This is a genomic window from Pseudomonas sp. S3(2024), from assembly GCF_036861315.1.
Classification (GTDB): domain Bacteria; phylum Pseudomonadota; class Gammaproteobacteria; order Pseudomonadales; family Pseudomonadaceae; genus Aquipseudomonas; species Aquipseudomonas putida_A.
This window is the reverse complement of the sequence record NZ_JAZAQQ010000004.1, coordinates 83,991-107,410: the sequence shown is the minus strand read 5'-3', so window position 1 is coordinate 107,410 and position 23,420 is coordinate 83,991. Positions and strand designations below refer to the sequence as shown.

26 protein-coding genes and 2 tRNA genes are annotated in these 23,420 nt (G+C 55.5%); 14 read left to right on the top strand and 14 right to left on the bottom strand.

The window, feature by feature from the left end; genetic code table 11:
- Nucleotides 1-56: 56 nt before the first annotated feature.
- Both VLA07_RS12295 and VLA07_RS12290 read left to right on the top strand, forming a co-directional pair.
- Nucleotides 57-132, top strand: a tRNA-Phe gene (locus VLA07_RS12295).
- Nucleotides 133-298: 166 nt separating this feature from the next.
- Nucleotides 299-649 carry a hypothetical protein gene (locus VLA07_RS12290; protein WP_333989344.1) on the top strand — a complete coding sequence of 117 codons (351 nt, stop codon included), beginning with the start codon at nt 299-301 and terminating at the stop codon, nt 647-649.
- 47 nt (nt 650-696) lie between these two features.
- Here VLA07_RS12290 and VLA07_RS12285 read toward each other — a convergent pair whose 3' ends face one another.
- A complete protein-coding gene (locus VLA07_RS12285) occupies nt 697-1,146 on the bottom strand; it encodes a carboxypeptidase regulatory-like domain-containing protein (protein WP_333989343.1) in 450 nt (149 codons plus the stop codon).
- Between the two features lie 243 nt (nt 1,147-1,389).
- On the opposite strand from VLA07_RS12285, the gene VLA07_RS12280 reads away from it, so the two are divergent.
- Genes VLA07_RS12280 through VLA07_RS12270 form a run of 3 tightly spaced genes read left to right on the top strand, consistent with a single transcriptional unit; the run spans nt 1,390 to nt 3,241 of the window.
- Entirely contained in the window at nt 1,390-2,340 is a 951-nt protein-coding gene (locus VLA07_RS12280) for an alpha/beta hydrolase family protein (RefSeq protein ID WP_333989342.1), read from the top strand.
- A 28-nt stretch (nt 2,341-2,368) separates the two neighbouring features.
- Nucleotides 2,369-2,782 carry a hypothetical protein gene (locus tag VLA07_RS12275; RefSeq protein ID WP_123585613.1) on the top strand — a complete coding sequence of 138 codons (414 nt, stop codon included), beginning with the start codon at nt 2,369-2,371 and terminating at the stop codon, nt 2,780-2,782.
- A gap of 6 nt (nt 2,783-2,788) precedes the next feature.
- Nucleotides 2,789-3,241, top strand: coding sequence for a hypothetical protein (locus VLA07_RS12270; RefSeq protein ID WP_333989341.1), 453 nt, complete (start codon nt 2,789-2,791; stop codon nt 3,239-3,241).
- Between the two features lie 70 nt (nt 3,242-3,311).
- Here the strand turns inward: VLA07_RS12270 and gabP are convergent, their stop codons facing one another.
- Nucleotides 3,312-4,703, bottom strand: a complete 1,392-nt coding sequence (gabP, locus tag VLA07_RS12265) for a GABA permease (RefSeq protein ID WP_027611243.1) — start codon at nt 4,701-4,703, stop codon at nt 3,312-3,314.
- Between the two features lie 552 nt (nt 4,704-5,255).
- Between gabP and VLA07_RS12260 the strand changes: the two genes are divergently transcribed.
- From VLA07_RS12260 to VLA07_RS12235, 6 genes are all read left to right on the top strand, one after another.
- On the top strand, nt 5,256-6,029 hold the full coding sequence (locus VLA07_RS12260; protein ID WP_007961695.1) for an ABC transporter ATP-binding protein: 774 nt from the start codon (nt 5,256-5,258) through the stop codon (nt 6,027-6,029).
- 13 nt (nt 6,030-6,042) lie between these two features.
- Nucleotides 6,043-6,792 carry an ABC transporter substrate-binding protein gene (locus tag VLA07_RS12255; RefSeq protein ID WP_095137950.1) on the top strand — a complete coding sequence of 250 codons (750 nt, stop codon included), beginning with the start codon at nt 6,043-6,045 and terminating at the stop codon, nt 6,790-6,792.
- A gap of 77 nt (nt 6,793-6,869) precedes the next feature.
- Nucleotides 6,870-7,565, top strand: coding sequence for an ABC transporter permease (locus VLA07_RS12250; protein WP_007961693.1), 696 nt, complete (start codon nt 6,870-6,872; stop codon nt 7,563-7,565).
- Nucleotides 7,562-8,251, top strand: a complete 690-nt coding sequence (locus VLA07_RS12245) for an ABC transporter permease (RefSeq protein ID WP_333989340.1) — start codon at nt 7,562-7,564, stop codon at nt 8,249-8,251. Before VLA07_RS12250 ends, VLA07_RS12245 begins: the two co-directional genes overlap by 4 nt.
- On the top strand, nt 8,232-9,467 hold the full coding sequence (locus VLA07_RS12240; RefSeq protein ID WP_333989339.1) for a methyltransferase: 1,236 nt from the start codon (nt 8,232-8,234) through the stop codon (nt 9,465-9,467). The genes VLA07_RS12245 and VLA07_RS12240 overlap by 20 nt, the downstream gene beginning before the upstream one ends.
- 420 nt (nt 9,468-9,887) lie before the next feature.
- Nucleotides 9,888-9,963: transfer RNA gene (locus tag VLA07_RS12235), tRNA-Thr, on the top strand.
- Nucleotides 9,964-10,185: 222 nt separating this feature from the next.
- Here the strand turns inward: VLA07_RS12235 and VLA07_RS12230 are convergent.
- On the bottom strand, nt 10,186-10,632 hold the full coding sequence (locus tag VLA07_RS12230; RefSeq protein ID WP_333989338.1) for a hypothetical protein: 447 nt from the start codon (nt 10,630-10,632) through the stop codon (nt 10,186-10,188).
- A 1,062-nt stretch (nt 10,633-11,694) separates the two neighbouring features.
- Here VLA07_RS12230 and VLA07_RS12225 point away from each other — a divergent pair.
- On the top strand, nt 11,695-12,840 hold the full coding sequence (locus VLA07_RS12225; protein WP_333989337.1) for a PIN domain-containing protein: 1,146 nt from the start codon (nt 11,695-11,697) through the stop codon (nt 12,838-12,840).
- A gap of 235 nt (nt 12,841-13,075) precedes the next feature.
- Here the strand turns inward: VLA07_RS12225 and VLA07_RS12220 are convergent, their stop codons facing one another.
- From VLA07_RS12220 to VLA07_RS12205, 4 genes are all read right to left on the bottom strand, one after another.
- Nucleotides 13,076-13,726, bottom strand: coding sequence for a hypothetical protein (locus VLA07_RS12220; RefSeq protein WP_333989336.1), 651 nt, complete (start codon nt 13,724-13,726; stop codon nt 13,076-13,078).
- A gap of 761 nt (nt 13,727-14,487) precedes the next feature.
- Nucleotides 14,488-15,003 carry a hypothetical protein gene (locus tag VLA07_RS12215; RefSeq protein WP_333989335.1) on the bottom strand — a complete coding sequence of 172 codons (516 nt, stop codon included), beginning with the start codon at nt 15,001-15,003 and terminating at the stop codon, nt 14,488-14,490.
- Between the two features lies 1 nt (nt 15,004).
- A complete protein-coding gene (locus VLA07_RS12210; protein ID WP_333989334.1) occupies nt 15,005-15,814 on the bottom strand; it encodes a TIGR04255 family protein in 810 nt (269 codons plus the stop codon).
- 575 nt (nt 15,815-16,389) lie between these two features.
- On the bottom strand, nt 16,390-17,157 hold the full coding sequence (locus VLA07_RS12205) for a hypothetical protein (protein WP_333989333.1): 768 nt from the start codon (nt 17,155-17,157) through the stop codon (nt 16,390-16,392).
- A 524-nt stretch (nt 17,158-17,681) separates the two neighbouring features.
- On the opposite strand from VLA07_RS12205, the gene VLA07_RS12200 reads away from it, so the two are divergent.
- Together VLA07_RS12200 and VLA07_RS12195 are read left to right on the top strand one after the other, a co-directional pair.
- On the top strand, nt 17,682-18,041 hold the full coding sequence (locus VLA07_RS12200; RefSeq protein WP_333989332.1) for a nucleotide pyrophosphohydrolase: 360 nt from the start codon (nt 17,682-17,684) through the stop codon (nt 18,039-18,041).
- Nucleotides 18,038-19,030, top strand: a complete 993-nt coding sequence (locus VLA07_RS12195; protein ID WP_333989331.1) for a hypothetical protein — start codon at nt 18,038-18,040, stop codon at nt 19,028-19,030. Before VLA07_RS12200 ends, VLA07_RS12195 begins: the two co-directional genes overlap by 4 nt.
- Before the next feature lie 252 nt (nt 19,031-19,282).
- On the opposite strand, the gene VLA07_RS12190 is transcribed toward VLA07_RS12195, so the two are convergent.
- The 7 genes from VLA07_RS12190 to VLA07_RS12160 form a co-directional block, all read right to left on the bottom strand.
- Nucleotides 19,283-19,543: a bacteriocin immunity protein gene (locus VLA07_RS12190; RefSeq protein ID WP_333989330.1), complete on the bottom strand. Its 261-nt coding sequence runs from the start codon at nt 19,541-19,543 to the stop codon at nt 19,283-19,285.
- The gene (locus VLA07_RS12185; protein ID WP_333989329.1) at nt 19,540-20,877 is read right to left on the bottom strand and encodes an S-type pyocin domain-containing protein; all 1,338 of its coding nucleotides are present in this window, start codon (nt 20,875-20,877) and stop codon (nt 19,540-19,542) included. The genes VLA07_RS12190 and VLA07_RS12185 overlap by 4 nt, the downstream gene beginning before the upstream one ends.
- A gap of 161 nt (nt 20,878-21,038) precedes the next feature.
- On the bottom strand, nt 21,039-21,401 hold the full coding sequence (locus VLA07_RS12180; protein ID WP_333989328.1) for a hypothetical protein: 363 nt from the start codon (nt 21,399-21,401) through the stop codon (nt 21,039-21,041).
- 66 nt (nt 21,402-21,467) lie between these two features.
- Nucleotides 21,468-21,890 (bottom strand): hypothetical protein, encoded by a 423-nt coding sequence (locus VLA07_RS12175; protein ID WP_320329470.1) that lies wholly within the window; start codon nt 21,888-21,890, stop codon nt 21,468-21,470.
- A 97-nt stretch (nt 21,891-21,987) separates the two neighbouring features.
- Nucleotides 21,988-22,341, bottom strand: coding sequence for a hypothetical protein (locus tag VLA07_RS12170; protein WP_333989327.1), 354 nt, complete (start codon nt 22,339-22,341; stop codon nt 21,988-21,990).
- A gap of 68 nt (nt 22,342-22,409) precedes the next feature.
- Nucleotides 22,410-23,009: a tail assembly protein gene (locus tag VLA07_RS12165; RefSeq protein WP_442969542.1), complete on the bottom strand. Its 600-nt coding sequence runs from the start codon at nt 23,007-23,009 to the stop codon at nt 22,410-22,412.
- Between the two features lie 3 nt (nt 23,010-23,012).
- Entirely contained in the window at nt 23,013-23,363 is a 351-nt protein-coding gene (locus VLA07_RS12160; protein ID WP_333989326.1) for a hypothetical protein, read from the bottom strand.
- Nucleotides 23,364-23,420 lie beyond the last annotated feature (57 nt).

Sequence of the window (23,420 nt, the reverse complement as noted above, 5' to 3'; positions counted from 1 at the left end):
AAATTTTAAAAAAGTCGTTGACGTAAATCCGAAAAACCCTTTTAATGCGCCCCGTTGCCCAGATAGCTCAGTCGGTAGAGCAGGGGATTGAAAATCCCCGTGTCGGCGGTTCGATTCCGTCTCTGGGCACCAAATACCGAAAACCCTGAATCGCAAGATTCAGGGTTTTTTTATGCCTGCGATTTGATGGCGGCTCAATCCAGTCTTTTTTCTGGGCTGCGCAAATGCGCGACGGGTTTCGAACAAAGGCGATCCGCGCTACTTTGGCCGCACCTTAAGGAAGAGGGTCATCCGCTCGATGAACCAGAAAAGAACCCGCATCCCCCTGCCCCATCCGCCACCCTATCGCCAGAGCCGGATTACATTCTGGCTGACGGTGCTGGTCGGCGTATTGATCGCCTTCCTCATCGGCGCGTCGATTTATCTGATCATCCACAGCTTGATCAGCGGATCCATCACTACCTGGAACCGAACCGGCCCGCGCCATACCTACACCCTCGCGCAGCAACCCCGAATGTTCTGGTTCGAGATCGTGTCGCAATGCATCGGCACCGTATTCCTGATAGCCGTCGGCTGGATCGGACTATGGATTCACCGAATGGCGCGCGAGCCCAGTGACAAGCAGCAGGCCAAGCGTACGCGGGGATAAAGGAAGGCGCGGGATACCCGCGCCTCGATTCCTCAATGCACCCGAGGTTATCCAGCGTCATTCCAATGGAACACCAGATTGCGTGCAGTGCCGCTGCCAACGTCTGTCACGTCACGCCGTGTTTCGCCATTGCGCGTGGCGACCACGGTGTACTTACCGGGTGGCAGTTGCACGTACACCAGCGGCCCCGTTTGGGTGAGAGTCAGCACGGTTTGCCCCGGCGACTTTTGAATCACCACATCGACATCAGCGGTGTACTGGTCTTGCGCGCCCACCGCGAACGTCATGTGCAGGTTGTAGCCGGGGGTTTGCTGAATGGCTTTTGACTCGTCCAGGCCAATCCCGCCGGACAGGTAGTTGATGCCGTTTTGCTGTTGTTGCTGGACTTGCACGCCGGCACTGTCGACCGGGTCCAGGTTGGCTGCCTGCAACATCGCCGGAAAGGCCAATGCCGCCACCGCCGCGATGGGCAGCAGGAATGAAAGAACGCGTTTCATGATGACAACTCCCGGGCTCTTGTAGAGCCCAACCGTTACTCCTTATTTGATCCGGCCAGGGAAGCACGTGTTTTAGAATGATTGGAACTTGGCCAGGGTGCGAAAGGGACTAATTCGAGACGCACTGCGGCTCGAATTCACAGAGTCGCCAACCTTCAATCCGGAATGCACTGCGTTTCAAGTGATTGCGCAGCCGGGCGTTGAAGCTCATTCTCGATCCGTCTTCGCCAAGGCCAAGTCCATATGAATTCACGCAGTCCCGCGTTTACGCCCGACACCGCAACCGTGAACGAACCTTTCAAAGAAGCTGCCGCAGATGGCTTTATGGTCGGCGGCTTCACCTGGCGTCACGCCCTGCCCGATGCGCAACGCCCGGTAGTCATCATCAATGCCGCCACCTCGGTACGCTGCCGACACTATTCATGCTTCGCCGATTACCTGTTCGCCAACGGCTTCGACGTGATCACCTACGACTACCGCGGCATCGGCGAATCGCGTCCGGCAACCCTGAAAGACCTTGAGGCTACATGGACCGATTGGGGCGCGCTGGATTTCGAAGCGATGCTCAAGCGCGCTCAACGGGAATTCCCCGGCCAGCCAATCGATGTGGTCGGCCACAGTTTCGGCGGTTGCGCGGCTGGGCTCGGCGAGTCCGGGCAGGTCATTCGTCGACTGGTGACAGTCGGCGCGCAGTTCGCTTACTGGCGCGACTATGCGCCGGCACAGCGCTGGCGCATGTTTGGTAAATGGCATTTGCTGATGCCGCTGCTGACGCGGCTCTGTGGCTATTTCCCGGGCAAACGCCTCGGCTGGCTCGAGGACACGCCAGCAGGCGTCGTACGCGACTGGAGCACGCCTGCCGCGCGCTACGAGCAGCGTCCGAGCGGCCGCCGACTGCTGAAAGCAAGCGGTCGCCTGCCCTTCGCCAATGTCCGCGCAAAGACCTTGGCGATCAGCATCAGCGACGACCCTTACGGCACGATCCCGGCCATCGAACGCCTGCTCGGCTACTTCAGTCATGCGCACAAAACCCACTTGCGCATCGAGCCGCAGGACATCGGCGAACAACAAGTCGGACATTTCGCCTTTTTTCGCAGCGCATACCAAGCCACACTATGGCCCATTGCTCTGACCTGGCTGCAAACCGGCGAGTTGGCCCCCGACACACTCGGGCGGCCAGTGCCACGCAGCTGAGCCCTTTCAACGCACGACGGAACACACCATGGCCTCCGCCAACAAGCAGCAAAAACGCGCCGCCCGGGCCAAGACCAAGGCCAAGCAGAACCGCAGCAAACGCGCCGAGGCGCCGGTCGAACTGGACCCGAACGATGACCGTATCGACTTCGAGTCGGTGGACCTGACCGAGCTGTTCAAGAAAATGATCGACGCCGAGAAGATCAGCCAGCAAGCCATGTGCACCGCGTTCCTCGAAGACCCGCTGCTGGAACTGGTCTACGAGCAGGAAGGCGAAGAAGGCGCGATGGATTTCATCCTCGCCGCGCTGATCGAGTATCGCCAGTGGTCCCAGGAAACCGACGAAGCCGGCGCCCTGGCGTGGATCGAATCCCCGGCCTTCCAGGCCGACTATGTGGCGGCGTCCGACGCGATCGCCGCACAAACCCAACAGAAGAACTGAGTTCCCATGGCATCTCTGAACAAGCAACAGAAACGCGCCAAACGCGCCAAGGCCAAAGCCAAACACATCCGCATGGTCGGCCGTAAGCCGCTGGACCAGAACGACAGCCTCGGGTATCTGGACGAGCCGATCCCGGAATACACCCTGGCGATGTTCAGCAAAATGCGCGAAGCCGAAGCCGTCAGCCGCAACGAAATGCTGCTGACCCTGCTGCGCGAACTGGCGTTCATCATCGTTGACCATCCAGAGCTGCTGGACATGGAAAACGCCGAGAACGAAGGCATGGCCGCCACTCACCTGGCCGCCGACATGCTGATCGACTACCGTATGTGGGCCGACGGCATGGACATCGAAACCGCCCAGGCCTGGCTGACCGAGCCACAGTTCATCACCGATTTCGGGGTTGCGCTGGATACTTATGGCAAGTCGGTTGAAGCGCAGGAAGACAAGAGCGAATAAATTACGCTCACAAACAAAAACGGCCGCTCGTCATCACTGACAGCGGCCGTTTTGCATTACGCGTTGCGGATCAGTTCAACACCACCGCACCACGGTTTTCCAGCTTGCGGCGGCGCGCCACCAGCAGGCCTGCGGCAACGACCATGAGGCTCAGCAGGCCGGTTGCGAGGATTTCCACGCGATGGGCTTCCTGGAACAGCATGATGGTCAGGGCGGCGACGATGAAGATGATCACCGCGTAGGTCAGGCCCGGGAACAGCCACATGCTGAAGACGATTTTCTCGCCGCGGGCCATGCGTTGTTTACGCATGCGCAGTTGCGAGAACGCGATTACCAGGTACACCAGCAGCGCGATGGCGCCGGAGCTGGCCAGCAGGAATTCGAACACGGCAGCCGGGGCCACATAGTTGGCGAAGGTGCAGAGGAACGCCGCGCCGGTCGAAAGCATGACGGCCCAGTAAGGCGTACCGCTTTTGTTGACCCGAGTCGACATCGCCGGTGCATCACCGCGCTTGCCGAGGGAGAACAGCATGCGCGACGAGGTGTACAGCGCCGAGTTCAGGCAACTGGTGACCGCGACCAGCACCACGATGTCGACGATCATTTTCGCGTTCGGAATGCCCATGCGCTCAAGCACGGTCTGGTAGGAACCGAGGTTGGCCAACGTAGGATCGTTCCACGGTACCAGGGCCACAACGATGAAGATCGATACGAGGTAGAACAGGCCGATCCGCCAGATCACCGAGTTGGTGGCCTTGGAAATCTGCTTGCCCGGGTTCTTCGATTCCGCAGCCGCGATGGTCACGATTTCGGTACCCATGAACGAGAACATGGTGGTCAGGATTGCACCCAGCACCGCGCCCATGCCGTTTGGCAGGAAGCCGCCGGAATCAAACAGGTGCGAAACACCGCTGACCTGGCTGTTCGGCAGGAAGCCGAAAACGGCCGCAAGACCCAGCGCGATGAAGCCTATGATCGCCAGGACTTTGATCAAGGCAAACCAGAATTCGAATTCACCGTAGTTTTTCACGCTGAACAGGTTGGTGACCGTCAGCAGCATGGTGATGATCAGTGCAAACGCCCAGATCTCGATCCCCGGGAACCAGGCATGGAGAATGGTCGCGGCGGCGTTGGCTTCCAGTGGAATCACCAATACCCAGAACCACCAGTACAACCAGCCGATGGTGAAACCGGCCCAGTGCCCGATGGCGCGGTCGGCGTATGTCGAGAACGAGCCGGTGTCGGGCGAGGCGACAGCCATCTCACCGAGCATGCGCATCACCAGCACCACCAGGGTACCGGCGGCGGCGTAGGCCAGCAGCACGGCGGGGCCGGCGGCAGCGATCGCGTGGCCGGAGCCAACGAACAGACCGGCGCCGATAACACCGGCGATCGACAACATGGTCACATGACGCGGTTTGAGCCCCTGTTCGAGGCCATTGGAGCTTGGGGTACTGCTCATCGGAACTACCTTTGCGAGGAAAGCGATTGCGTCCGTCCTGTCTGGTTTTCCTTCTCGTAAAAAGAAACCAACAGGGCGTTCCAGATTCTGCACGCAATAAATGCGCCAAAATGTTTCAAACTCTTCTGGGCCGCGGTTTTCAGCGAGACCGGACAGTCATCGCAAGTCATTGGAATGAATGGCAATTCGCCAGAGCGTTACCCTGCGACTCACTTTTCAGACGATTCAGCGCACCAGAAACACACTGAAAAAGTGTGGGATGCACAATTAGAGGGCGAATCGTGTACGTTCAGCCGGATAGCGCTTCCAACACCCCGCCAAAGCTGGCAACATCGCGCCTTTTTTTACGCAACACCCACGGGTTTGCACGTTCAAACACCCGTTCGGTTGTTGATGTGGCGACAGTCTGCTGTGCCGATGCGACAACCTGCCACACGCCATCCGCTTACCGCTCGTAGCGCTGTTGGCTGCCATTGAAACGCTATGCTAGCTTGGCCGCCTCGCCAGGAAGGCCCGCCAACAGCAGGAGCGCAACATATATGAGGAACGCACATGGCTGAGGCCACGCCCGCGCTTGAAATCCGCAACTTGCACAAACGCTACGGACAGCTTGAGGTGCTCAAAGGTATCTCGCTGACCGCCCGCGACGGCGATGTGATCTCGATCCTCGGTTCCTCCGGTTCCGGCAAGTCCACGTTCCTGCGTTGCATCAACCTGTTGGAAAACCCGCACCAGGGTCAGATTCTGGTGGCCGGGGAAGAACTCAAGCTCAAGCCCGCCAAGAATGGCGAACTGGTTGCCGCTGATGGCAAACAGATCAATCGCCTGCGTTCCGAGATAGGTTTTGTATTTCAAAACTTTAATCTGTGGCCGCACATGAGTGTGCTCGACAACATCATCGAGGCCCCGCGCCGCGTGCTCGGCCAGAGCAAGGCCGAGGCGATCGAAGTCGCCGAAGCGCTGCTGGCCAAGGTCGGTATCGCCGACAAGCGCCACGCCTACCCGGCGCAACTGTCCGGCGGTCAACAACAACGCGCGGCGATTGCCCGCACGCTGGCGATGCAGCCGAAGGTGATTCTGTTCGACGAGCCCACCTCCGCCCTTGACCCGGAAATGGTTCAGGAAGTACTTAGTGTCATCCGCGCACTGGCCGAAGAAGGCCGCACCATGTTGTTGGTGACCCACGAAATGGGCTTTGCCCGTCAGGTCTCCAGCGAAGTGGTGTTCCTCCACCAGGGGCTGGTGGAAGAGCAAGGATCGCCTCAGCAGGTGTTCGAAAACCCGCTTTCGGCGCGCTGCAAACAATTCATGTCCAGCAACCGCTAACGGAGCAACATGCATGCAGAATTTTAAAAAGGTCTTCCTGGCCGCCGCCGTCACCCTCGCGTTCAGCGCCGGAGCCATGGCCGAGACCCTGAAGATGGGCATCGAAGCGGCGTACCCGCCGTTCAACAACAAAGACGCCAGCGGCAACGTGGTCGGCTTCGACAAGGACATCGGCGACGCCCTGTGCGCCAAGATGAAAGTCGAGTGCAGCGTGGTTACCTCCGACTGGGACGGCATCATCCCTGCGCTGAACGCCAAGAAGTTCGACTTCCTGGTCTCCTCGCTGTCGATCACCGAAGAACGCAAGGGCGCGGTGGATTTTACTGACCCGTACTACTCGAACAAGCTGCAGTTCATCGCACCAAAAGATAAAGAGTTCAAAACTGACAAGGATTCGCTCAAAGGCAAGATCATCGGCACCCAGCGCGCAACGCTCGCCGGTACCTGGCTGGAGGACACCTACGGTAGCGATATCGAAGTCAAACTCTACGACACCCAGGAAAACGCCTACCTGGACCTGACCTCCGGTCGTGTCGACGCCATCCTGGCCGACAAGTACGCCAACTACGATTGGCTGAAAAGCGACGCCGGCAAGAACTATGAGTTCAAGGGCGACGCGGTCGTGGAAAGCGACAAAATCGGCATCGCCGTGCGCAAAGGTGATCCACTGCGTGAGAAGCTGAACGCCGCGCTGAAGGAAATCGTCGCTGACGGTACCTACAAGAAGATCAACGACAAGTACTTCCCGTTCAGCATCTATTGATCTGACCTGCGGGACCGGCACCGTGATCCGACGGCGCCGGCTCCCGGCCTTGCCTGCCGCGATTTGAAAAGAAATCCATGATTATCGACCTCTACGGATTCGGCCCGGCCCTCGCCGCCGGTGCGCTGATGACCGTCAAACTGGCGCTGACGGCCCTGTGCCTGGGACTGGTGCTCGGTCTGCTCGGCGCCTTGGCCAAGACTTCCCCGTACAAGCCGCTGCAATGGCTTGGCGGCACTTATTCGACGCTGGTGCGTGGCGTCCCGGAATTGCTCTGGGTGCTGTTGATCTACTTCGGTACGGTCAACCTGATGCGCAGCCTCGGTGAGTTTTTCGGCAATCCCGACCTGCAACTCAGCGCCTTCGCCGCCGGCGTGATTGCGCTGGGCCTGTGCTTCGGCGCCTACGCCACGGAAGTGTTCCGCGGCGCGATCCTTGCCATTCCCAAAGGCCATCGCGAAGCGGGTGTGGCGCTGGGCCTGTCGAAATGGCGGATCTTCACCAAGCTGATCATGCCGCAGATGTGGCGCATCGCCCTGCCCGGCTTGGGCAACCTGTTCATGATCCTGATGAAAGACACCGCGCTGGTGTCGGTGATCGGCCTGGAAGAGATCATGCGTCACGCACAGATCGGCGTGACCGTGTCGAAACAACCGTTCACCTTCTATCTGGTGGCGGCGGTCATGTACCTGGGCCTCACCGTGCTGGCGATGACCGGCATGCACTTCCTGGAAAAACGCGCCGCTCGCGGCTTTGCGAGGAGCGCTTCATGAACTGGGAAGTGATCATCAAGTGGCTGCCGAAACTGACGCAGGGCGCGACCCTGACCCTGGAACTGGTGGCGATTGCCGTGATTGCCGGCCTGTTGCTGGCCATTCCGCTGGGCATCGCCCGCTCCTCAAAGCTGTGGTATGTGCGCGCCTTGCCCTACGCCTACATCTTCTTTTTCCGTGGCACGCCGTTGCTGGTGCAACTGTTCCTCGTCTACTACGGCCTGGCGCAATTCGATGCAGTACGTAACAGCGCGTTGTGGCCGTACCTGCGCGATCCGTTCTGGTGTACCACCGCGACCATGACCCTGCACACGGCGGCGTACATCGCGGAGATCCTGCGCGGCGCGATTCAGGCGATTCCACCCGGCGAGATCGAAGCGGCGCGAGCGCTGGGCATGTCCAAACCCAAGGCGATGTTCTACATCATGCTGCCGCGAGCGGCGCGCATCGGCCTGCCGGCCTACAGCAATGAAGTGATCCTGATGCTCAAGGCCAGCGCGCTGGCGAGCACCGTGACCCTGCTGGAACTGACCGGCATGGCCCGCACGATCATTGCCCGCACCTACCTGCCGGTGGAAATCTTCTTCGCCGCCGGCGTGTTCTATCTGCTGATGTCCTACGTGCTGGTGCGCGGCTTCAAGCTGCTGGAGCGCTGGCTGCGCGTCGATGCCTGCCAAGGGCGTTGAAATTTCCCACGTGCTGACGGGCGAGGCCCTACTCGCCCGCTTCACCGCGCTGGATGCTTTTTTGCTTGAGCATCAGGCGCTGTGGAAACCTCGTCCGTTCACTCATCTTTCGCTCCCATGGGAAACCGCCTACCCCGAGCTGGCTTCGTGGCTACGCGGACGATCGCTGGAAGATGCAGAGCTTGTGCATAACCACCCTGCCGATCTCATCGATGCGCCGGAGCCGTTCGCTTCATTGGCGGCGTTGTCGGCTGAGCTGAGCGCAGTCGGAGAGTTGCCGGAACATGCGCTGGAAACCTCAGGCCATCGATTGAATGTCGATGTGCCGGGGCGCAAGTGGCGGCAGATCGAAGCCTTCGCCAGTCGCTTGTCTTTCACCTCGCAGCCGACGCACTGGCTGGACTGGTGCTCCGGCAAGGGACATCTGGGCCGACGCCTGTTGGGTACGGGGCAACAACTGACTTGTGTCGAATACGATCCGGCGTTGGTCGCCAGTGGTCAGGCATTAAGTCAGCGCCATCATTTGCACGCCCTGCATGTCGAGCAGGATGTACTGGCGGCAGACGCAGCGAGCGTTATAAGCGCTCAGCACACCCCGGTCGCCCTGCATGCCTGCGGCGACCTGCATGTGCGCCTGATGCAACTGGCAAGCGCTGCCGGATGTCAGCAGATGGCCATCGCCCCGTGCTGCTACAACCGGATCGATCGCAGCGAGTATCAGGCCTTGTCCTGCGCCGGCATGCGATCCGCCCTACAACTCTCGCTCGAAGATCTTTCGCTGCCCATGAGCGAAACCGTCACCGCCGGTGCAAGAGTCCGACGTCAGCGCGACACCTCCATGGCCCGACGTTTGGCCTTTGATCTGCTGCAACGACAAGTGCGCGGAATAGACGAATACCTGCCCACCCCGTCCCTGCCCAGCGCCTGGCTGGAAAAACCCTTCGCCGATTACTGCCGCGACCTGGCAGCGCTGAAAGAGTTATCCACAATCGGCACGCCAGACTGGCAGGCACTGGAAGCCGCCGGTTGGCAGCGGTTGGCCGAAGTTCGCAACCTGGAATTACTGCGCGGACTGTTCCGACGACCGCTGGAGCTTTGGCTGAATCTTGATCGAGCCATTTTCCTCACCGAACAGGGATACGTCGTACGCCTCGGCACCTTCTGCGACGCACCGCTGACTCCGCGTAATTTTCTGCTGCTGGCCGAGCGCGCTTGAAATCTATACAGCCTGTGGATAACTCTGTTGATGGTTTTCCCGTGGATCCAATATTCACGGCCGTTAGACCGCTTAAACAGCATTGGTCATTTTTTGTTCATATTGATAAAAAACCTGTAAAACAGGGATTTGCGCACAAAATGAGAACGTGTCCACAAAATCCCCTGCAATACTGCAGTTGCGTCGATCCGTTGTGCATAAGCTTCCAATCAAAACGACATAAACGGGTGAAATGGGTGCTTGAACGGTGCAGAAATCCTGCCCTAACGCTCATTCTGGCTTGATCGCGTAGCACCTCGGTTTTGCGGCTAAAAACTCGGCGACACCGCTCACGCCAAGCCTGATCCAGCGCCTGCGTAAAAATAGTCTGAATTCAGGGGTTTACAGAACCAACCCAATCGCTATAATCGTCGCCCACACGCCGGTATAGCTCAGTTGGTAGAGCAACTGACTTGTAATCAGTAGGTCCCGGGTTCGATTCCTGGTGCCGGCACCATATAGAACAACGACTTAGGCTCACCTTGCGGTGGGCCTTTTTCGTTTTAAGCCTCTGCAAGACAAAATTTTCCCCGTTTGTTCCCCGTTTCTCAAAAAGCCTAGGGCTCACAACTCGTCAGAATCCTCAACGACACCATCTGAAGTCGAGTTACGTTGAGCACGAGCACCACCCCGGATCGAGGTAGTGGTCGATCGTTGAGTGGATTCGTAGGTACCGTGATTACCGGTCAGAAGGCTGGAGCGGAAAAGTATTTAAGACTTCAATATTGCGGAGCGAGAACGGATCAACCGTATGCTCATGCTCTCCGAGATGAATGCTGTCCGCATTTGGACCTGCGAGTATTGAAGACTGATCTGCAATAACCGTGAGCAGGATTCCGCCATTGCCATGATATGCATTCAGGCCTCTTCCAAACATTTCGGCTTTATCAACGCGGGGCGTCCAACAGAAACCGACTTTGCCAGCTTCATAGCGTTCTGAGTTTTCTCCTCTGTAAAGCCGAATTTTCTCCCCTCGGTATTTGGGTAGCAGCGCACCCAGCATCATTGCAAGAGTCTTGTCGTCACCGACCTGATCCCGAATCCGCCGGCCTAGCTCAATCCACACTGAATGGAATTGATTTTTTGCTTCATCTGAAACCGCGACGCCATCCAAAAGCCTGGTCATGAAATAACTCCACTCCCCTTTTCTTTCGCCTATGTCGAAAATAAGCTTCCTGGTAGCTTCGTGATCCGAGCGAAGTATTGCTTCCACCAAGTCATGGGTATTTGTGCGACTAACCATCTGAGCAAGCCTTTTTGGGTTGTCGGGAGGATAGAGTTTGCCACCGCCAGCTTTTTGAATTTTCGACCTGACCTCCCAGTTCTGTAGGTCAGGTGCTGGAAAACTACCGGAATTCAGGTGATTCGAGCGGGAAGCCTAGAGACGCATTTTCCTGATGACTCGCCTTTGATCAGTTTCCCGCGAATGGGCGCGCCGGGCATCCGTGGTGAGCTGGTTGAGAGCTTGCACCTCGAATGCCGCCGCCATCGCGCTGGCCTTCCTGATAATTAGCAGCGCTAGTTCCGGCGGAAACACCACCTTGTCGGCGGGTAGGCAATCACACTCAATAACGGACACAGCTCTACCCTCAGTTCGCGGTTGATGCTGGCGCCGTAACGAGGGACAGCAGATGGCCTGCAAATGTTACCAGTTGAACGTGCGCAGCTACCTGGTTTCCGAGCGCTGACCAATCTGGCAATCCGACCAGTTTCCACTCCAGGGGGAGCAGCTCGTTCAAACCCTGTTCCGGCCTACTGTCAGGTCGCTGGAGATCTGGCAAATACTTGACGAGCATTAAGCGGCGGCATGCGGTCTTTAACGCTGGAGGCAGTGTAGGACGTGGACTTTGGAGGGATTGACCGGCTCCTGCTGCCGAAAATCCGTCAAGGCTCTGTCAAGAATTCATTGGCGCGCTAAGCATTTGTATGGCCAAGCATTTGACAGCCCAGCTGCCGTCCTCGCCCGCGGCTTTTAAGATAACTCCGTAAAAGTCTGGCGGCGATTCCAAATCTCATGAAGATGCCGGGCCGACCGACTGCGCCACGTTCGATGTATACCCCGATCTCATCGTAATTTCGAAAGGCTACCTGCAATGCTTGACGAAACTGAAGGCACTTCGCCATGCTGCGAGCCATATTGTGCAAGAGGTTTTGCGCTAACTCGAAGTGAACCAACAAGGATGGTTGTATGCCAAAAGGCAATCCAACAGCAGCCCAGCTTTGGCAGGGTGATGTCTCTTTCTTCTCCCTCGATACGGACCTAATCCAAGCAGCCGGGTACAACTTTGAGGGCGGAGCGCTGAAGCAACTTCCTAAACAGTTGCCTGACACTATGAGCCTCCAGCTATCAGAGGTCGTTGCGCAGGAAATAGTCTCTCATCGCATGGCAGGTGTTACGAAAGCAGTCGACGGCTTTAAAAGCTCCTCCAACGAGTTAAAGAGACTGGCTTCTATCAGCATGGACGACATCGACCAGTGCTTCGAAAAGCTCACGGTCGGAGCCAATGCATGGGCTTACTTTTATCAACAGATCAAAGACTATACCTCTACCTGCCAAGGTCAAATTCTGCCAATAGATGGTCATCTCTTGGCGCAACGCATATTCGATCTTTACTTTGATACCTCCCCGCCATTCGGTACGCGTAAGGATAAGAAAACTGAGTTTCCAGATGCCACGTCTCTACTTCTACTCGAAGATTTTGCGAAAGACAAAAAAACAATGGGCCTGATCGCATCTGGGGATGATGGTTGGAGTAAGTTTGCCGATGCGTCTGATTATTTGTACTGTGTCAGGTCAATCGATGATCTAGCTGCTCTTTTCTCCGCAACAGATGCTTATGCAAAAGCTATCGAAAGTAAAGTTATCGAGTCTGTTCAAAGTAATGAGTCATCTCTTAGAGATAGCCTCCACGATGCACTAGTTGAGCATGTAAGTGACTCGTCTTGGAGTGCGACTGACGTAGTAAGCCACACAGTTAGTAGAGTCGAAGCCGAAGTCTATGACACTAAATTCAAAGACTATAAGATAGAGTCTGCAGAGGTGTGGTCTATCAGCCCAGATAAGAAAACCTGGGTTATTGAGCTCAACATCACTGCGGCAGTCGAGCTTTCAATTAGCGCAGAGTTTTTCGCATGGGATTCTATCGATCGGGAGGAGGTCTCTCTCGGGGTAGATGTTTTCCCCTCTGAAAGCACAATCGAGATTCAAGTGTATTTTACTTGCGGCGGAGTGGAGGAAGACTCCCAACCGGAAGATTGGGATATAGAGATTGAGATCGCTAAGGGGCACTATGAATGCGATCCGATGGATGTTGAGCCGGACTTCTACGATTGAGATGGAATCCGTCCAGAGCCTGTCCAGAATCCGTCTGGGGTGTGAGACGGCCACGTCCTCTACTTTGACGTGGCCTAGGCGGAATGAGCCTCGGATGGCCAACCCGCTCGGGTTTCGTCTCATGCTGTCTCACATTCCGTCAAAGCGTGGTCAAAGTGCCGCAGGCCTTCATGGTACGGACTACAGAACCGTGCCGCGGCTACTATGGTCGCTCCGAGCTATTTGGAAGATCCGATTACTCTGCTTCTGATTCTCGACTTTGCGGCGGGAGGAACGTTTCGGGATGGGCGATCAGATACTGTTCAAACCGTTTTGCATTCCTGTATTCGTTGTATCCGGTTGCGAATAAAGCACTACCGCAGGTAAACGTAAAAACGAGACAAATCCCTATGAAAAATCCGTAAGGCGGCCCCGCTTTCAACATGACTGCGATGCCCAAGGTAGCTCCAATAACCATGAAAATCATAGCTGCGAGCATTCCGACCCAAGCGCCAATCACGTCTGAGCACCGGATTCTGATAAAAGGAGTGGGGTTCTCTGGAGTAATGACCAAGTATTTGGCGACTTGTCGAATCTGCTTCCTATCCCAAAGCCCCAGCTGGGAGAGCCTCAGTAACGCAGCTGCCTTCAGGGAGCTGGCACGAATACCCGAAGCGATGTGAAACCCTTCAAGCTGGATTGCATCATCGAGATACGTAGTAAAGGGGCTCTCCACTACCCGATCACTGCGTAGCTCTTTCAACCGTTTGTATCGCTTATGTACGAAGTGGTTATCGTAAAATTCCAGCGCCTTTACCAAGGCTGTGATCAGAATTACGACGATCCCTGCAAGTGCAGTAACGATTGCAGAACTGCTATTGGAAAAGTTTTGAATTTGCTCAAGCATCATTGTCACTATTTTAGATGGCGGAAAAGGTCATATTGCCTTCATCCCCACTACCATTCTACTTCGATCAGGAAGCTATCTGTATTGGCTATAGAGCAGTGGTGTTTTATTTAAAGTACGCGATTGAACCATGCGGTCTAACAGACTGGCATTCAGTTTGGTGTCCGTCATGGTGGCTCTCCGAGTTTCGAGAGAGCGTATCAACGGCACCGTGATTGCTGGCAATCAGTTTCGGGGCTTTATTTGTAGATACAAAATGCGCTGCCTCATCGAGACGGTCTTTCCGGGTCTAATACGCACGCTCTATCTCAAGGGACGCGAGGCCGTTAGATTAGGCCAATGCGGGCCCGGTCCACCTCTCAACATCTGGTTCTGGATCGATGCAAAGCCGTGCCGTCTTTGCTAAAGCTTTGCACCGAGCGTTTAACGCTTTGTTTAGCTCTGGTGATAGGGGGTTGCTGGACGGCACCGGAGGGTCAATATGATCAATATGCAAATGACCCTCAAAATCTTCCGGTGCGTCCACTACATCCGCTTCGAGGGCACGTACCTCAGCAGCCCTAATCGCAGCCATGCCAATATAATCGGCACTGCATATATGTTTGGACTTGGCTTTGCAGAAGTCATCCCCCATCAGCCCGGATAGAACCGACACTACTGTGACTTCTGGTGGGGGGCGAAACGCTCCATACTGAAGCTGACCTTTCTTTACCCACCCCTTTCTTAAGCCTCTAACGATCAATTCTTCATCCGTAATAGGTCTAGGCATAGGCATATGCCTGCGCCATCGAACTACGCCCACCCGAATAACTTACAGGTAGCGTGCGCTGTACTGGCGCAGCGGGCGCGAAAAAGTGCGAGATAATTTCTGCAATCTCCAGAGCGGGGATCATTCTGCTTGAGCCAGACAACGGCAAAAACGCTCCTTCTAAATCAAGGTAGAACGAAAAGTTGTCTGCTCCGATTTCAAGGTTTGCCGCGCCCGAAGCAGTTTCCCAGTCAAAGGCTATGGTTCCATTGGGCATGGCTGAGATGTCTGGTGACAGAGTCAGGAATCTTGGCGATGACGCAGTAGCCTTTGCGATCGCCAGAATATTCCTATCTGGAGCCAGCGAACCAGGTCCTGCCCAGCCGTCTTCCAAATTGGAGAGTTCATCTATGAGATTCAGCGCGTGCTGCGTCTCGAAATAACCTTGCGCTGATGTCGAAGCGGCGACAACCACAAACGATGACATTGAAATGGCTGACTGATTCAAATCTCCTGATTTTTCAAACATTTCAAACCTCCTTGGGTTTCATCATCTGGTGGATCGGAGCGGTCATGTCCATGAATATCTTCTCGATCAAGTCATGAGAAGCATTGATTACCTTCCGCAGTTCACGTGGTGATGAATCAACATTTTCGTATGTCGAGGCGAGCTCGACGACTTGGATAGGCTTTCCATCCTTCGCGCCTTCACCAATGTTCACTTGTAGTTTGGCACCGGTTTGAAGACTCGTCACATAATTCATGTTGAAAAACGTGGTTTGGTCCTCTTTAGAAACTTTTTCAAGCTCATCAGGGACTTGGAGCACGAAGCCCAAACTTCGAAGAAATGCCATTCTAGAAGTGCCTTCAAAATACTCAGTGCCGAAACCATTAATGAATCGGACATTGACAGAGAGAAACTCCGATTTTTTTTCCGTCGAACTGCGAGAGGCCAATAAAGCATCAATTCCTGAAGCTACAAGCGTCTCGAAGCTTGGCCATCCGTGATAGGGCGGTAATGCATTTACCGTGAACACCCCGGGCCCTACCTGTAAAAGGTTCTGATTGGAGCGATCGTTAGATCTAAATCGATAAACTACCTGCCCAGGAAGCGCTGGGAAACCAGGAGGAACGATACGCTCAGCTCTCTGTAAACCTCGAGCACCGCACTCTGAACCGAAGTTCATGAAGAACTCTTCGTGCTGAGACGTTTCGAGATTCATATGGAACTGCTGACCAGGGATGCCGGACAGGCCTTGAGGGGGGAACGAAATACCGGCACCCCACCTCAACTCCACAATGACCTCAATCAGCGGAGCGTTTTCAAAAGTAATTGCCATAGGCTCACATGAGAATGCTGTAGCAGTGGAAGGCTTGCTGACGAAACTCTGACAGCGCTAGAAGGCCTCGCTTCAGTATCGGACACGCCAATGAGAACGAATGCTTCGCTGCTTTCGCAGATTCGTATTCAGCATTGAGTACTGGCTCATGGCGGCTTCCTACCTGATGTGGGCGCGCGGTTCGGGATCGCAATCAGATCTACACGGGAGAGTAGCAGATGATTGCTCAATCACCGTGCCTGCATGCGTCACCACTACACGCGCATATCAGGCGTTAACAGCAGACTACATCCGGTGCGCGCCCAACGCAATCGGCCTCAATGGCGGGTGCATTGCAGTGGATACCAGCCTCGTCCCAATCGTCCCATTGCTCGAGCGCTTGTTCACGCTTTCATTCTTAGATCTGAGCGGAAAGGACAACAGTAGCTTCTTCAGCAGGCCATCAACTGTCTTGGGTCTGTCAGGGTATGAGACGTCCAGAAAGCCTACCTTGACGCAGTCTGCACGGAACAAGCCTAAAACGGCACCCAGCTTGGATTTCGTCTCATGCCTTTCTCGCATCCGTCAAAATGTGGTCAAAGAGGTGAGCCAGGTTTCACTCGCATTGCGAAGCGCCGAGGAACAGTGTGGATCTCCAGGGCCGCACTCCACGCTTCCACCACCTCATCGCTAGCGAGAAGCCCGGTGAAACTGACGCTTCCGCTCGCCTGGATCGTTATGTCTCCCAGCACGGCCATATACGCAGCGATGGTTTGCGGAAGAACAAGATGGCCGGAGCCATGACTGTCGTGAACCATCAGATCGTCTCGGCCGAGCGACACGCTGTGGAGAAGTGCTCGATACGTGCGGTGTGTGAACTTAGACAGTTCCTGGTAAAAGACTCTGCGATGAGTGGCTGCTTCCACGCCGTCCAGCTCTTCAATCAACTTGCGGATTTCGCCGTGAGAAATCGTATCGTTCCGGTACCACTTCTTCAGCGCCGATTCAGCCTTTGGGGAGCCCGCGTGCAAAAAACGCATCACGTCGATCGCTTCAACCGCATCTCGGAAGACTCGCGCAACTGGCCGGTGCCTCGTGTCCTTCAGCAGCTCCACGCAATCCAGCAATGATGCCAGCAAGTCCATAGTGATCAACCAAGTCGCCTTTTGCAGGGATTGCTCGTCGCGATGGTATTTCAGCGTATGCGGCCTGAGGCGTCTGATGATTTCACGAAGCAGGGCATCGCATTCCCTGAGGAACTGGCGCTGGGCTTCGTGCTCGTACGGGTTATCGTAGGCCTCTTGGGGATGTCGACCCCAAACGATGCTGGGCATTCTATTCTTACCGATGGTTTCGATGGCCAATCATGTGTGTTTCCCCAGTGAGGGTAAACGCCGATACCGACCATCCAGACAATATGCCGGCACTTCCTGAGCTGACCAGTTAAAACCCCTGCATTTTGATGGAAACAAAAGTGGAAACTAGCGACTGGCAACCGCTCGTTTGGTTCGCGCCAGCCTCGCGTAGGAGGGTGCGAACCAGAAGTGCGAACCTCAGTGCGAACTTGCGGCCTGCATGCATCGTTGGGTGCGTACCTATCGTGCGTACCTGGCTGCGTACCGACGCCAAACAGCTCGCCCCCACAGGTGTTTCCAACTCCATGCGTGCGTGACGACGCTGCGTGAAGGGTGCGTGAAAATTTGCCGGGAGATGGCTTCGCGCATTGACCAGGTGCGCGACGGACGTTTGCGAAGCGATTCACGCAGAGGCATTAAGTCGAAGCAAGAAGTCTCCTACCCTCAAGCACGCGTTCTTCTGCCCCGGTAGACAGATTTTGCCCGACTCGCTAACGTCCAGGCTCTTAAGAGCACCGCGCGATGGCATTTAAATGGATGTATTGAAACAACTGCAGGCAGATCTGGCCTCGTTTGCTGCCGAACGAGATTGGGGGCAATTCCACACCCCGAAGAATCTGGCGATGGCGTTGTCAGGCGAAACAGGAGAGCTCCTAGAGCTTTTTCAGTGGCTCACTCCTGAGCAAAGCGAGCGTGCGGCTCTTTCCGACGAAGCCGCACAGGCCGTTGAAGAAGAGATGGCGGATGTTTTGCTTTACCTGTTGAGACTAGCCGACAGACTGGAAGTAGATATTGCAGCGGCCGCCCAAGCAAAGATCAAGCGTAACGCAGAGAAGTATCCTATCGAAAAATCCAAGGGCAACGCGACAAAGTACTCTAGGAGAGAAAAATGACCGCGAAGGTTGTTTACCAGCCTTGTAGTGAGCCAGTTGCACGGAAGAACCTTCAGAGCACTATTCTCAACCCAATATTTCTCGACGACATCGAGGCGTTTCTTGATCCTGATCTCGCAGCAGCCCTGCGATCTCAAAACCCCTCCGGCAAACTGCATATCTGGGGCCTTTCACCCAGCTTTACAGAGAAGGCTTGGCTGGCGATGGAGCCAAACGACGTTGTTATTTTTAACTGTAAGGGAGTCGTCACGGTTGCATCGCGGTTCACTCACCGAACCCATAATCGTCAACTAGCTCTTCAGCTTTGGGGGCTCAAGGATTCAGCAAAGGGGACTACTTGGGAGCACGTTTACTTCGTATCGGATGTGCGCCATGTTTCCATTCCTTATCCTGATGTTCTTCGCTGCACTGAGAAAAAGCCCGTGATGTCGTTTTACCGTTTCGGTGCAAATGACAGTACTGAGATACTCGGTCGTTACGAAGAACTGCTCTTCGATGTTGTTGGAGTGCCTGTCAGCCTCGAAAAGGCACGTACCGAAATCAATCTGCAGATGGAGACTGATGGCGCTGGATTTAGAGCGACCCGCAACGAGCATCACTTCATTGTTAGGCACCTGTTTAAAGGGTTGCCGGTAGGGAAATGTTGCATCTGCTTAAACGAATATCCGCGGAACATGTTGGTTGCTGCTCACATAAAAAAGCGAGCCGCGTGCGATAAGAAAGAAAAACTCGATATCGAAAATATTGCGGCTCCCATGTGTCGTATGGGGTGTGACCCACTCTTCGAGTTCGGGTATATCTCAGTGAGGGATGGTGTAGTTGTGAAGCACCCTTCCATTGAGGCGTCTGATGCGATATTGCAATACATAGACAGTGTGTCAGGTAATGCCGTGCCCTCTTGGAACACGAAGACTAGGAGATACTTCGACTGGCACAGAAACACTCACGGTTTCGAGCCAGTTAAAACGACGGATTTGCTTGAAAGCTGATTTGCTGCGATCCAAGGGAGCTCTGGAGTGCTGCGCGAAAACACTACTGCCGATACTGGGCGCCAGCCCTCTGTGGGGTGTTTCGGCAAGGGAGATATGGTGCGTCGGTGGCCAGGGAATAGCGGTCACCATTGGTGGTCACCGCATATGGTCACCACCAGGGTACTCCACGCTGGATCTAACCAAACCGTGGATACCGACCTGGATACCGGCCTTGAACCGACTGTGTGACCTCCCCGACGTGACGAGTGGTTACGCGCTTTTGAACCCTGGCAAACCCTGCGCCGCTCGCCAGTCCTTCACTGTTTGCAGAATGCCTTCAGGCGAGTCGTCCTCGCCGTTCCCTGGGTAGTAAATCCAGTCAGAGGCGGCAGCGTTACCAGTTACTTCGATGAAATTTTCCAGCAACTCGTCCTGATAGTCTTCGGTACCAGCGGCGCTGCAGATTTCTTTGATCAGTGCGAGAAATTCGCTCTCCGTGTATTCGGAGAGGCTGCTTTTGAGTGCGATCATTTCGAGCTCCGGTGTGTATCAATATGGTGTTTGGGTGTCATGGCGCTGAGGTTGTCGACGTCGTAAACCTCGCCACCCTCAGAAACAGGAATTCCGTGGTGAAGCTCAAAGGATCGGCGCTTGCCCACGGTATCAATCGCCCGGGCGCGAGGCGCCATTCCTTCAAGCATTCGGGCTTTATTGCTGTCGTTGAATTGGCTAGCGAGCTCCGCATCGTTCCCTACCGCAATCCAGAAAGCCTTTCTGAAAGCATCGAAGCTGCTGAAGCTCTTTCCCCTGAGCTGATCCGCGATTCGCGTCGGCACGGGCGAACCTAGACCGACGCTGGCGCCGGCGAGCCAGATGCCTGTCACGTCTGTTCCCTGCCCAGTAACGGTGCCTGGGTTGAGACGAACATTCATCACGATGTACAACGGCTGTACACCGGAATCGGCCGGGAATACGAGAATGAAGTCTTTGTATTGGTCAGGGTAGATCGGGCTGACGATGATGCTGTCGGCCTGTTCGGTCGGCGGGTAAATCCAGATCTGCGGCGCTTGAGGTGCGCCCTCTAATGGCGGGATTCCGGAGGTGCTCGAGGGATCAACTGCCGGCGTCCAGATGAGGGTTACGCCGTCGCCGAAGTCGGCTACTTGCTGAGATCCTTGCTGGACAAATTGCACGACAGGAATCATTTCCCAATCACTGCGCTTCTGGGTGTTGTACCCGTACCCCTTCAGTGTTCCGTCGGCCTGCTCCTCAACATGGAGGCGGACGCGAGTGCGGGCCTTCTCCAGCGACTGGAGCTGGCCTTCCGTGTAGAGGGAGCTGTCACCGAGGCTCGACGGCCACAGTAGAGCGACTATCCCCGCCAATGTACCAGCGGCCACACCGGCGGTAAGAACTCCTGTACCACCAGCAGCCCCCGTTGCAGCAGAGCCGGTCGCAACACTTGCGCCCCCAGCAGCTCCAGCCGTACACAGCCCGCCACAAGAGGCAGCCGCGGCGCCAGCGCCACTCAATAGGAGAGTTCCTAGAGCGGCGGGTAAGGCACTACCACTGATTTTTTTCAGCGGGATATTTCCCGCAGCATCGGTTTCGCGACCGCCGAGGAGGGAAAACTCTCCGTAGTTGGCCAGGCTCTCGACGGGGACAAATCCGGCAGGCTTTTTGTGATCGATCACACCATCTGCAAGATCGCAGCTTTTGGTGAAGACACAGCCTTTGCTGGCAGGTTTCGTTTCGTTCTTCGTCGGGAGGTCTTTGTATTCAGCCCAGCGCTGGGCGTGAATATCGACGGGCTCGGTGCCGCTGTTGCGGTAACCCTTCGGTGGGTTGGGGACGTATCCACTCATTCCTTGATTCCTGGAATCTTTTCATCCTGAAAACCAACTCGCCGGGTGCGCGCATGGCATTTTCGAGTACGGAGAATAACCGCTCGGAACGCGGTGTCGAGTGGTGGCGCATCGCCAGGGCTACGATGCGATCTGAACATTTCAGCGAGTGTTTTTAGGCTCTAAGGCTCATCGACAGGCTTTGTATCTATGACGATCACATTCGTCGATTGTTGTAGGAGCTTTTGAACCTCGGCAGGCGAGCAACCTTTCGCATGGATCGACAGACCGGTTCCTGTATGAATGATTACTTCTCGGCTTTTTCTTGCCTCAATCCACGCAACAACAACCTTCGCTATAGCATTCCAAGGCATTGCGTCTGATAGGGCAGTGATTGCCTCCACCAGTCCCGAACCTTGAGGGTTTGTGGAAAACATATGGATGGGGCCGTGCGAAATTTCGGCTTCATCCAACGCAGCAAGGAATGTCCCCTTGCTATGTTTGAAAAGTGTTAGGCGAACCGATACATGTGTCTCTTTATTCATGCTGAACTCGTTGGTAGGCGTAAAAGCAACAGCGATATCTGTTGTAATAATTAACAGATCAGGATCTTAAGACGGGTATGTGGCATATACCTTTGTGGCGACGTAGAGGAAGAATGAAATCAGCATCGTACGATTTCGCAACACGTACATCGTTTTGGTTCTGCCGGCCACCTTATCAACCGCTTGTCGCGCTATGTGACGCATTGAGAGGTCGTTCAATTCACCCATTTCGATCATGTGCAAATAGCTTGAGTTGGCATTCATGGTTGAGATTGTCGCCTCAATCCGGAGGAAACCGAATACCGCGCTCAGTCCCATGATGAGGAGAGTTGCCAGGTACATCGTGGAGACATTTGTGCCAATGGGGCCGAAGGGCATGGTCTGCGCAAGGTAGGCGCAGGCTGCCATGGAGGCACCGAGGACGAATCGATCAAAGTTCGCAGTTTCAGAGCTCGCGCTCTGGTGTAGCTGAACGCTTCGTTCAGTCATTTTCAACTTCCTTGATTGGTTACCACTTAGAAAACGGTGCGCGACGAGTATGACGCCAATTACTACGCCCCAAGGCTCGCGTCAGCCAGCGAATTGTTCAGAGGCACGCTTTGGTCGATCGCAAGGCGCTTTCTTTGCCTGAACCGAAGTCGAGGTACGCGCGTTGGTAAAATTTTACCGAGCTACCCGAGGCGGTTTTTTTGATGCTCAGGATCTCATTGGTGTTCATGTCGTTACCGCTGATGATCCGATAGCCCGTTTCTGTTTCAGACATAGTGACGTCTGGTCGATACTCCTGCCATTGAGGGAAGACACATAGAGCGTAGTTTTTAGGTGTCTTGCTGGAGGATGCTGATAGCGCCGGCCCCTTTTCAACGAGGTCGCTTGGTGAGTAGCATCCAGCCAAAATAAGGGTCGAAGTGGCGAGAGCTGCGGCTTCAAGAAAGCGCATGGTGGCGTTATCCGTAACTGATAAAGCCGTGACGCTAACATGCGCTCGCTAAAAGCCCAATAACCGCGTTACGCCTTGTCTTCAGCGTAGATCGAAGCAGAGATGATCATCCCACCCCATCGACGATGTCCGATGCAAATCGGGACCGGGTTACCGCTTGCCGTAGTGTTCTTGGCGCTGCCGAAGGCGTAGGACGGAGAGTTCTCTGGCCCGGCGCTTTGCTTTAGTCCAGCAGCCTGTGGGCTGAGCATCTGGATAACGCCGCCGGCAGCTGTGCCAATCCCTGCACCCATGACCGCAGTCGCCGCAGCGCCAGCGGTCATGAACGACGCTATGACGATAAGCGCAACTCCGATCACTGTCTGCAGAACGCCGGCGCGCTTGCTACCAGCTATTACAGGAACAATTCGAATCTCCTGCGCCCCACCCAGCTTCAAGTCGCGCTCGCCAATGTTTCTCCGATTACGGAAAACGGCGAACTCCAAGCCTTTGCTCTTGGCGTTAGCCAGGTACTTCACAAAGCCAGGGTGATTTACGTCGACGGCCCTCACCGCTTCGCGAACGTCCCCCGTGGAGAGCTCGTACAGGTGTTCCCGACCAAAGAGTTTCCCAGCGCTACCTCCGAGCAGAATCAAAGTTTTGTTGCCGAAATTGGTGGTCATTGCCATGTCTTACTCCTGTGCGCCTTGGGCGCTGTGTTTAGGGATTTCCATTCCGAGCTGGCCGGCAAGGATCATGCGGGCGGCCATTGCGTCGTTTCGAATCGCGATCTCGCGTTTCACGTCTGGATTCCAGGCCGAACAGTGAGTCGATTTGTACGCTCGGGCTCCCCGGTATTCGATGCTCATCAGTTCGGCGGAAATCCTGGCCTCTTCCTCGGTGAAGAACGGCCCCTCAATCTCGACCCGCTGGCCGTCTCGCACGTGCTCTACCGTCCAGACGATGTACCCGCCGATCGTGCCAGGGTCAGCGGTGAAATCTGTGTCCTTGCACGCCTCGGCGAAGCGTATGTGGTGTGACATGTGTTGCCTCCTTCGGCGCCTTCGCGCCATTGATGGGCTGATGCCCGGTTGTGTTGC

What these genes read in the sequence shown, in the direction of transcription:
- VLA07_RS12290 (WP_333989344.1), top strand. Translation starts at nt 299, where the DNA reads ATGAACCAGAAAAGAACCCGCATCCCCCTGCCCCATCCGCCACCCTAT.
- VLA07_RS12285 (WP_333989343.1), bottom strand. Translation starts at nt 1,146, where the DNA reads ATGAAACGCGTTCTTTCATTCCTGCTGCCCATCGCGGCGGTGGCGGCA.
- VLA07_RS12280 (WP_333989342.1), top strand. Translation starts at nt 1,390, where the DNA reads ATGAATTCACGCAGTCCCGCGTTTACGCCCGACACCGCAACCGTGAAC.
- VLA07_RS12275 (WP_123585613.1), top strand. Translation starts at nt 2,369, where the DNA reads ATGGCCTCCGCCAACAAGCAGCAAAAACGCGCCGCCCGGGCCAAGACC.
- VLA07_RS12270 (WP_333989341.1), top strand. Translation starts at nt 2,789, where the DNA reads ATGGCATCTCTGAACAAGCAACAGAAACGCGCCAAACGCGCCAAGGCC.
- gabP (WP_027611243.1), bottom strand. Translation starts at nt 4,703, where the DNA reads ATGAGCAGTACCCCAAGCTCCAATGGCCTCGAACAGGGGCTCAAACCG.
- VLA07_RS12260 (WP_007961695.1), top strand. Translation starts at nt 5,256, where the DNA reads ATGGCTGAGGCCACGCCCGCGCTTGAAATCCGCAACTTGCACAAACGC.
- VLA07_RS12255 (WP_095137950.1), top strand. Translation starts at nt 6,043, where the DNA reads ATGCAGAATTTTAAAAAGGTCTTCCTGGCCGCCGCCGTCACCCTCGCG.
- VLA07_RS12250 (WP_007961693.1), top strand. Translation starts at nt 6,870, where the DNA reads ATGATTATCGACCTCTACGGATTCGGCCCGGCCCTCGCCGCCGGTGCG.
- VLA07_RS12245 (WP_333989340.1), top strand. Translation starts at nt 7,562, where the DNA reads ATGAACTGGGAAGTGATCATCAAGTGGCTGCCGAAACTGACGCAGGGC.
- VLA07_RS12240 (WP_333989339.1), top strand. Translation starts at nt 8,232, where the DNA reads ATGCCTGCCAAGGGCGTTGAAATTTCCCACGTGCTGACGGGCGAGGCC.
- VLA07_RS12230 (WP_333989338.1), bottom strand. Translation starts at nt 10,632, where the DNA reads ATGACCAGGCTTTTGGATGGCGTCGCGGTTTCAGATGAAGCAAAAAAT.
- VLA07_RS12225 (WP_333989337.1), top strand. Translation starts at nt 11,695, where the DNA reads ATGCCAAAAGGCAATCCAACAGCAGCCCAGCTTTGGCAGGGTGATGTC.
- VLA07_RS12220 (WP_333989336.1), bottom strand. Translation starts at nt 13,726, where the DNA reads ATGCTTGAGCAAATTCAAAACTTTTCCAATAGCAGTTCTGCAATCGTT.
- VLA07_RS12215 (WP_333989335.1), bottom strand. Translation starts at nt 15,003, where the DNA reads ATGTTTGAAAAATCAGGAGATTTGAATCAGTCAGCCATTTCAATGTCA.
- VLA07_RS12210 (WP_333989334.1), bottom strand. Translation starts at nt 15,814, where the DNA reads ATGGCAATTACTTTTGAAAACGCTCCGCTGATTGAGGTCATTGTGGAG.
- VLA07_RS12200 (WP_333989332.1), top strand. Translation starts at nt 17,682, where the DNA reads ATGGATGTATTGAAACAACTGCAGGCAGATCTGGCCTCGTTTGCTGCC.
- VLA07_RS12195 (WP_333989331.1), top strand. Translation starts at nt 18,038, where the DNA reads ATGACCGCGAAGGTTGTTTACCAGCCTTGTAGTGAGCCAGTTGCACGG.
- VLA07_RS12190 (WP_333989330.1), bottom strand. Translation starts at nt 19,543, where the DNA reads ATGATCGCACTCAAAAGCAGCCTCTCCGAATACACGGAGAGCGAATTT.
- VLA07_RS12185 (WP_333989329.1), bottom strand. Translation starts at nt 20,877, where the DNA reads ATGAGTGGATACGTCCCCAACCCACCGAAGGGTTACCGCAACAGCGGC.
- VLA07_RS12180 (WP_333989328.1), bottom strand. Translation starts at nt 21,401, where the DNA reads ATGAATAAAGAGACACATGTATCGGTTCGCCTAACACTTTTCAAACAT.
- VLA07_RS12175 (WP_320329470.1), bottom strand. Translation starts at nt 21,890, where the DNA reads ATGACTGAACGAAGCGTTCAGCTACACCAGAGCGCGAGCTCTGAAACT.
- VLA07_RS12170 (WP_333989327.1), bottom strand. Translation starts at nt 22,341, where the DNA reads ATGCGCTTTCTTGAAGCCGCAGCTCTCGCCACTTCGACCCTTATTTTG.
- VLA07_RS12165 (WP_442969542.1), bottom strand. Translation starts at nt 23,009, where the DNA reads ATGGCAATGACCACCAATTTCGGCAACAAAACTTTGATTCTGCTCGGA.
- VLA07_RS12160 (WP_333989326.1), bottom strand. Translation starts at nt 23,363, where the DNA reads ATGTCACACCACATACGCTTCGCCGAGGCGTGCAAGGACACAGATTTC.